Consider the following 8,024-nt stretch of genomic DNA (forward strand, 5'->3'; position numbering starts at 1 on the left):
GAGGTGCAAGCCGAAGTGACCGAGGACACACACGCTCAGGTGCGCGAGCGTCCGCGAGGCGAAACCGTCAGCATCGGAGAGCTGTCCCGCCGAACCGGCGTTCCCGTTCGCACCATCCGGTTCTATTGCGACAGTGGGGTTTTGCGGTATCAGCGCTCCAGCGCGGGCCATCGCATCTTCGACTCCCCCGCCGCGATCGACCGATTGCTGCTGGTGCGCAGGCTCCGTGCGCTCGGGTTGTCGCTCACCGCGATAGTTCCGGTCCTCGAGGGATCCGCATCGCTCGGCGACGCGGTCGCCGCCGAACGCGCCGCCCTCGATACCGAGCTCGACACCCTCCGCTGGCGGCGCGCCGCTTTGCTCGCGGTCGAGAGCGCGCCCGTCGCGCAACGTCCGCAGCGCCTGGAACTGCTTGCCGCCGTGCACGACCGCGGTGCCGTCCTCGACACCGTCGTGGACTTCTGGCGGCCGATACTCGCGCCGTTGCCTCGGGAACAGTTCGACGGGTTCATCGAGATGACGCTGCCGCCGCTGCCGAGCGAACCCGATCCGCGTCAGGTGGTCGCCTACGCCGAGCTCACCACGCTCGCGACCGATACTCAGGTCCAAACAGCTATGGCGCAACAGATTTGGCGATCCGACCACGCTGGGATCCGTGACCGGCATCATCTGCTGACGGCGCTTCCCGCCGCATACGAAGTCGTGGCCCCGCTGGTGACCGCCAACGAAACCCCACGCCCCGGAGCCGAACTCGACCAGTTCGTGCACGCCCACGCCACAGCCCGCCGCGAACGCGACACTCCCCAGTTCCGCCGCAGGCTCCTCGACGGAGCAACCGACGACGACCCCCGTCTGCGCCGCTACTGGCGCAGCACCGCCGAAATCACCGGCCCAGAACCAACACTGGGCGCAATCTACTACTGGCTCATCGACGCCCTACGCGTCACGGCCTAGAGACTTCGACACAGGCCCCTGGTCGGCGCTACCGAACCAGTTGGTGACTGAGCGAGTGGGACATGGCGGAGGCGTTTACGGCGTGGCGCCTCCACCATGTCCCACTCGTGCGAGCCCATCCCGCCGAGCGGGATACGGCCTAGGGCAGCTCGCCTGAGACCACTCGTTGCCCGGACGGCGGTCGATCAGCGGTCGCGGCTTGCGGCCGGGGTCGAGGCTTTGCGGCTGGTGCGGGCGCGGCGACGGGCGGCCTGGAGTTCGGCGAGTTCCTGTTCGAGGATTTCGGCGATCCGGAATTGGCCGGTGTCGTGGATTTCGGGGGTGGGGATGGCCGGGGCTTCTTTCCCGGTCTTGGGGTCCGGTGTGGTGGACGGCTTTTCGGCCACGGCAGGCTTGCCCTTGATGGCAGCCGTGGTGGCGGTGGCCGACTGGGCCGTTGTCGACGCGACGGTGAGCTTGTCGGTGCGTGCCGGCGTCGCGGGGGTGCTCGGCTTCGCCGCCGCAGGCTGAGCCGCGATCTTCGTTGGCGCAGCCGGCTTTTGCGGTGCGGCCGGGGTGACCGGCGTTGCGGCCTGCTTCGCCACCACCGGCGCCGACTTCGCGGGCGCGGGAGCCGGCTTCACGGGCGCGACCGGCTTGATGTCGAGATCGGCGGGTACGCTCCGCTTTTCCGCGATCGGCTGCTCTACGGGAGACAGGTCGGCGGTAGCCGGCTTGCTCTTCGCCACCGGCGACACCACCGGCTCAGCCGCTTTGACGGTCGCCGCAGGCTTGCGCTCGGCGGCAGTCTTCTCGACGGTCTTGGTCTCCACCGTGGTGCTCGCGCTGCCGTTCCTGGCACTGGTGGTCCTGCGCTCGGAATCGGTGGAGACGCGACCGTTCTCGGACTTGGCCGGGGTGATCCGTTCGGTGACCCGGAACGGGTTGGTGACCTCGGTTTCCTGCACGGTGGTCGACGTGACCTCGATGTCGGGGTCGACGATGTTCGAGCCCGCGTCCAGTTCCGCCAGCGGATCCGGCTCGGCCTCGACGGTCAGCTCGGCAACATGGCTCGACGCCATCACCTCTGGCGTCGGGCGGCGCAGGCGGTAGCTGGCGATCGCGGGCAGCGTGCGGCGAATCTGCTCGGCCGGGTCGGGCAGATCGCGCACCTGGTCGGTCGCCCGGTGGATGGCGAGGCCGTAGCGCGCGCTCGCGGCGTCGTGGATGAGCAGCGCCACGCCGATCATCACCGGCGCGACAGCGTGCACGGCGGCGTCGTACCAGTGCTCGGCTCGCACGTAGGGGTAGGTGTTCAGGGTGACTGTCAGTGACAGCAGCGCGATTTCGGCAGCGACGACCTGGCGCCGGTTATCGACGACCCCCCATTCGGCCACCTTGTTGGTGCCGATCATGATGATGATCAAGCAGACACTGATCATGCCTTCGAGCAGATAGCTGAACCAGAACAACGGGTCGTTCGGCCCGCCAGGAGCGATGTTCTGCTGCACGTTGACTGCGGACCACAACATGCCTGCACCGACGACACCGGCCAGCGCGCGCAGCGACCAGGACCGGTGCCGATATAGCGAGGCCAGTTTGGCGTGCGGACTCGACTCGCGGCGCTGCGCGGCAATTGCCTTGCGGGCCAGCAACAGATCTCGCATGTCGGCCTTCTCGATCGCTTCGGTGGTCTGCCTGGCGCGGTCGGCCGCCGACGCGGCGGCTTGAGCCTCTTTCCAGCGCTGCCCACGGTCCTGGCCGCGAATCCGTTCGGCTAGCTCGCGTTCGGCGTGCAGCTCGTCCTCGGAGAGCGCTTCGGTCAACGCGGGATCGAATTGATATGCCAGCCGGCCACGGGCCTTCTCGACCCGCCTCGCCAGCTGCGTGACCTCGTCCTCGATGGGATGCTGGATGGTCATTTCGGCTCCAAGAGGAGATTCGATGGCAGACAAGTGATCACGCGTGGGAAGGCTACATCGCATTTCCGGCCGACGCACCGTTGCGCCCGAAAACGGCCGATTTGCCGGGAGAATGCGGCGCGCCGCGACACGCGTTTCGGGACAGCATAGAACAGGCTCCGTGGTCTGTCTCGGCGACGTCGCGGCAACACAGAATCAGGAATGATTCGCCTTCACTTATGCGGGCGTGTCGCGCCCTCGACGACGAAACTCGCTGCGGTGGTGGCGCTCCCGCCGATGTTGAGGGTGCCGAATCGGTGCGCGCCGGGCACTTGGTACGCTCCTGCCTGTCCGGTGACCTGTTTGAAGGCGTCGAGCACCATCCGCACGCCGGTAGCACCCACCGGATGACCACCCCCGATCAAACCGCCACCCGGGTTGACAGGGAGGCGACCATCGCGCGCGATGTCGCCTGATGCCACGGCTTTCCAGCTCTCACCAGGGCCGGTGATGCCGAGATGATCTATGGCCATGTACTCCGACATGGAGAAACAGTCATGCACCTCCAGGCCGTCCACTGCCTCGATATCGGGCAGACCGGCACGGCCGAGCGCGTCGAGCATCGTCTGACGCACATGCGGGAACACATACTTATCGTCGGCGGCGACGCGGAGCTTCTGCGCCAGCGGCAGACCAGCGGTGCGATGACCCCACCCGGTGATCAGCGCGCGGCGGTCGGCCCGTAAGTCGCTGCGCCGCTCCAGGAATCGGTCGGACGCCAGCACGACGGCGACGGCGCCGTCCGTCATCTGGCTGCAATCCTGCCTGCGCAACCGACCCGCCACCGGCGGGTTGGCGACGTCGTCCGCGTCGAAGCCGGTTGCCGTGAATGTCCAATTCCGGGTCTGGGCAAGCGGGTTGGCGCGGGCATTGGTGATATTGAGCTCACTGATCATGCGCAAGTACGTGTCGTCGAGACCATAGCGCCGGTCGTACTCGTCGGCGAGCTCGGCGAACATGGTCGGCCACACGAACTTTGTCTCCTTCGCCTCGTGGCCGACCCAGGCGGCGGCGCCGAGATAGCCTGCGGCCGTCTCGCCCGACACCGTCTTCTCCAGTTCGGCGCCGAGCACCAGCGCGCAGTCGTAGCGGCCCGACTCCAGGTCTGCCATCGCGGCGAGCAACGCCATGCTGCCGGACGCGCAGGCCGCCTCGTGCCTGCTCGCCGGAACACCCCACAGTTCGGGCAGCACGGTGGCAGGCATGCCGCCGAGCTGGCCCTGACCGGTGAACAACTGCCCGAACGCATTACCGACGTGGATCACGCCGACCTCGCCGGGATCGATCTCCGTCGCCAGGAACGTCTGCTCGACGATCGCGCCGACGAGCGCGTCGAACCCGAGGCCTGCACGGTGCCAGTTGACGGCGAAATCGGTTTGGCTGCCGCCGAGTAGATGGATAGGCATGAATGCTCCTGAAGGTCGATGGGGACCGCGGATCAGCGATCCCCGGTGTCGCGCAGGGTGTCTCGCAGGTGGCGGCGCAGCAGCTTGCCCACCGGGTTGCGTGGCAGTGTCTCGACGATCTCCAGCCGCTCCGGCAGCTTGAACGACGCCACCTCGTGCGCCCGAAGATGCGCGACCACCCCGTCCAGGGTCACCGTCGCCCCAGGCGTGGGAACCACGAAGGCACAACACTTTTCGCCGAGCACAGGATCGGGGTAGCCGACGACCGCCACCTCGGCGATGCCGGGATGATCGGCGAGCAGCCCCTCGATCTCGGCGGGGGCGATGTTCATACCGCCGCGGATGATGATCTCTTTGATCCGATCGACGAAACGCAGATACCGGCCGTCCATGCCGCACAGTTCGAACACGTCACCACTGCACAGGAATCCGTCCTCGTCGAACGCGTCGACGGTCGCCGTGCCGGGCAGGTAGCCGCCGAATACCGCGGGCCCGGCGAGCCGTAGTTCACCGGAGCGGCCGACCTCGGTCACCGGCGCGCCGGTGCTGACATCGACGAGTTTGACCGCCGTGCTGTCGGCCAGACGGGTGGCCCAGCGGACACCCGGTGCGCCGTAGCGGGGCAGGTATTGCGCGCGGGCCTCCGGATCGGGGAAGTCGATCGGCGAACCGAGCAGGCAGACACCCTCATTGGAGCCGAAGAAGTTGACCACATCGATGCCGAGGACTTCCTGCCAGCCGCGCACCACACTCGGCGACAGCGGTCCGCCGCCGGAACCGACGCGCTGCAGCGACGACAGGTCCGCCGAGGCGCGCAGCGGCTCGTTGTGCAGCAGCAGCGTCAGCAGCGCGGGCGGCATGCTCGTGTGCGTCACCCGATACCGGGCGATCTGACCGAGGAACACCGGCAGATCAAGCGGCTGGTGTTGCACCAGGTGCCCGCCCGCGAGCAGCCACGGCAGCAGCGCCGCGGCAAAGCCCGCCATATTCACCATCGGAAAAGGATTGAGCAGCACCGACTCCGGCGTGATGTGCAAGGCATCCTGCACGCCCCACCCCATGGCGAGCCAGTCGCCGTGGCAGCGCGGAATGCCCTTGGGCGCGGCCTCGGTGCCGCTGGTCCAGCAGACGGTGACCCGGTCGTTCACCGAGATCGTCAGGCCGCGGACATAGAATCGTGTCCGCTCCCGGTCGGCGGCGTCGGCGGGCTCGTCCAGCGCTACGGCGCCGTCGGGTACCCCTGGCCCGAAGACGAACACAGTGCGGGTGTCCGCCACTTCCAGTGCCTCGCCGGCGAGTTCGCGTCCAGCGAAGTTAGCCGCGGTGACGATGGCGGTCGCGTCCGCGGCGGTGACGATGCCGGACAGCTCGTGCCTGCGGAAGGAGACGGGCATCGGTGTCGCGACCGCGCCGAGCCGCCACAACGCGAAATAGGTGGCCACCAACGCGATCGAGTTCGGCAGCAGCACCGCGACGGCATCGCCCTGCCGAATACCGTTGCGGTACAGCACCGCCGCCAGATCGGCGGCGCGCTCGCCGAGTTCACGCCACGACAGCGTCTCGGGCGTCGCGCCGGTCAGTGCGGCGAGGTTGTCCGGATCGGAGATCGCAGCGGCCTCCGGTGCGGCCTCGACCCGCTGACTCATCAGGTCCGACAGCGTATCTGGCTGCCACCAGCCGCGTTCGAGATACTCGCGGACCTTCGCCTCGGGATGGCAGGTCGGCACGCCGACCCGGCTGACCGTCGAAGACTCGGACATGAAATGTTCCTTCAGTTCAGGCGCCGCAACACCATGGCGGAGCCGAGCCCCATGGCCGCGGGAATGGTGACCAGCGCGTGTTCGCCGCCCGTGCGCGTGAGTGCGTCGAGCGCTTGGACGATGAGGTTGCCGCCCGTCGCCCCGAGCGGATGCCCGACCGCGAGTGCGCCACCGGACGGGTTGACCAGCTCCGGTGGCACACCCAGCTCTCTGGTGAGCAGAAGCGGTGTAACGGCGAAGGATTCGTTGACCTCGAGCACGTCGAGGTCGGCCGCGGTGATCCCGGCGCGGCGCAAGGCCAACCGTGCCGCGGTGACCGGCGCGGTGAGCAGCGGCGACCGCACTGCGGTCTGTGCGATACCGGCGATCTGGGCGATCGGCTTGCGCCCCAACATTTCTTCCGCGTGCGGGCTACCGACGACCACGGCGGAAGCACCATCGGCGAGCTGCGGCGCCGTGGCGATCGTATGCAGCCCGTCCGCCGGGTGCGGCGCTCCCGGCAGTCGGCGGGCCACCCGCGCCCAGGCGGGGTCGTCGCCGAACAGCGCGGGCAATGCGGCGAACGCGGCCTCGCTGGCGTCTGCTCGCGCGCCCTCATCAGCGGCGAGCAGCACCGCCGAACCCTTACGCACCGGCACCACGGACTCCGAAACCGCTGCCGCCGTTGCCTTCCGGTGCGACTGGACGGCATAAGCATCGAGCTCGGCGCGGGTGATGCCGTGGATCGCGGCCGTGAGATCGGCCGAAACGCCGATCGTCACGAAGCCCGTCTGTTCCCCGAGATCAGCATCCGTGGCGATCGCAGGCCGATCCGACAACATCGGCACCCGCGACATCGACTCGACGCCACCAGCAACAATGACGTCGGCACATCCCGCTGCGACCCTAGCCGCAGCACTCTCCACCGCGTCCAGTCCGGAGCAGCACAACCGCGACACCACACCGCCAGGCACCGAATCCGGCCAGCCCGCCCACAACGCCGCCGCCCGCGCAAGATTCCCGCCCTGCTCCCCCACCGGCGTGCTGATCCCAACAAGGACGTCCGCAACAGAATCCGCACTCACCGAACGTCTTTCGAGAGCAGCAAGCAACTGCCCGAACAGCTCATAGGGCGGCACCTCGGCAAGAGTGCCACCCCCTTTACGCACCCGCCCACGCGGCAGACGAACAGCGTCGTATACGTACGCTCCAGGCAACAGGGCGCTCATGATCGACCCCCGCAACGAGCGCTGGAGTGCCGGCGAGTCAGCGCCGCGGCCGAAACGAAGGGCAAAAGATCACTCATGGTCGATCCTTGCAACGGGGCCGGTCGGCAAAAGACGGGCGAAGGTCAGCCATGTTCGATCCTTGCGATGGTGGCCAGTGTGTGGTGGCCTGCTGGGTCTTCGGCTGAGGTGGCTGGGACTACGACGATCTCGTCGGCTCCTGCGCGTCGATATTCTTCGAGGCGGCCTGCCAGGACTGCTTCGTTGCCGAACATGCCTACTGCGGCGGGTAGTTCGTCGGGTACGGCTGACAAGATCTCGCGCGGAGGCGCGCCGGAGTGGGCGAGGCGCACCACCTCACCGAAGCCTGCCTCGGTGAACATGGCGTCGTAGCCTGGGGCGCGCAGGTAGCCGACGACGCCGCGGCGGACGGAGGCGAGCAGGTCCTTGGTCGGGTCGGCGGCACCGGTTACCCACACCGAGAGCGCCCGGGTCGGGCGTTCCGTCTCGTCGGCCGCCGCCCGGACGAGTGCCGCACAGCGCGAAACCTGTTCCGGGGTGACCAAATTCAGCACTACTCGGTCCGCGGTGCGAGCGGCCGCTGCCAGGGCGTGTGGACCGAAGGCGGCGACGGTGATCGTCGAACGCGGCGGCGCGAGGCGCAGCCGATAGCCCTTCGTGCGTTCGACCGCGCCCGTGAAATCGACCTTCTCCCCCGCGAGCAGTCCACGCAGAATGCGCGCCGATTCTTCTAGATGC

General features: G+C 68.1%; 6 protein-coding genes. 1 reads left to right on the forward strand and 5 read right to left on the reverse strand.

What is annotated here, in order from left to right; all coding sequences use genetic code 11:
• Positions 1–15: 15 nt before the first annotated feature.
• A complete protein-coding gene (locus NA11_RS15110; protein WP_218023304.1) occupies positions 16–954 on the forward strand; it encodes a MerR family transcriptional regulator in 939 nt (312 codons plus the stop codon).
• 185 nt (positions 955–1,139) lie between these two features.
• Here the strand turns inward: NA11_RS15110 and NA11_RS15115 are convergent, their stop codons facing one another.
• The 5 genes from NA11_RS15115 to NA11_RS15135 all read right to left on the reverse strand — a co-directional run.
• A complete protein-coding gene (locus tag NA11_RS15115; protein WP_069162505.1) occupies positions 1,140–2,855 on the reverse strand; it encodes a hypothetical protein in 1,716 nt (571 codons plus the stop codon).
• 212 nt (positions 2,856–3,067) lie between these two features.
• Positions 3,068–4,300, reverse strand: a complete 1,233-nt coding sequence (locus tag NA11_RS15120) for an acetyl-CoA acetyltransferase (protein WP_069162506.1) — start codon at positions 4,298–4,300, stop codon at positions 3,068–3,070.
• 32 nt (positions 4,301–4,332) lie between these two features.
• The gene (locus NA11_RS15125; RefSeq protein ID WP_069162507.1) at positions 4,333–6,060 is read right to left on the reverse strand and encodes a class I adenylate-forming enzyme family protein; all 1,728 of its coding nucleotides are present in this window, start codon (positions 6,058–6,060) and stop codon (positions 4,333–4,335) included.
• A gap of 11 nt (positions 6,061–6,071) precedes the next feature.
• Positions 6,072–7,268 (reverse strand): thiolase family protein, encoded by a 1,197-nt coding sequence (locus tag NA11_RS15130; RefSeq protein WP_069162508.1) that lies wholly within the window; start codon positions 7,266–7,268, stop codon positions 6,072–6,074.
• Between the two features lie 122 nt (positions 7,269–7,390).
• The coding region (locus tag NA11_RS15135; RefSeq protein WP_141717597.1) for an LLM class flavin-dependent oxidoreductase at positions 7,391–8,024 on the reverse strand (634 nt) is incomplete at its 5' end.

Source organism: Nocardia altamirensis NBRC 108246 (assembly GCF_001612685.1).
In the GTDB taxonomy this organism is placed as follows: Bacteria; Actinomycetota; Actinomycetes; order Mycobacteriales; family Mycobacteriaceae; genus Nocardia; species Nocardia altamirensis.

Bases quoted from the DNA above. Each gene is read 5' to 3' on its own strand.
- NA11_RS15115 (WP_069162505.1), bottom strand. From the start codon at position 2,855: ATGACCATCCAGCATCCCATCGAGGACGAGGTCACGCAGCTGGCGAGG.
- NA11_RS15120 (WP_069162506.1), bottom strand. From the start codon at position 4,300: ATGCCTATCCATCTACTCGGCGGCAGCCAAACCGATTTCGCCGTCAAC.
- NA11_RS15125 (WP_069162507.1), bottom strand. From the start codon at position 6,060: ATGTCCGAGTCTTCGACGGTCAGCCGGGTCGGCGTGCCGACCTGCCAT.
- NA11_RS15130 (WP_069162508.1), bottom strand. From the start codon at position 7,268: ATGAGCGCCCTGTTGCCTGGAGCGTACGTATACGACGCTGTTCGTCTG.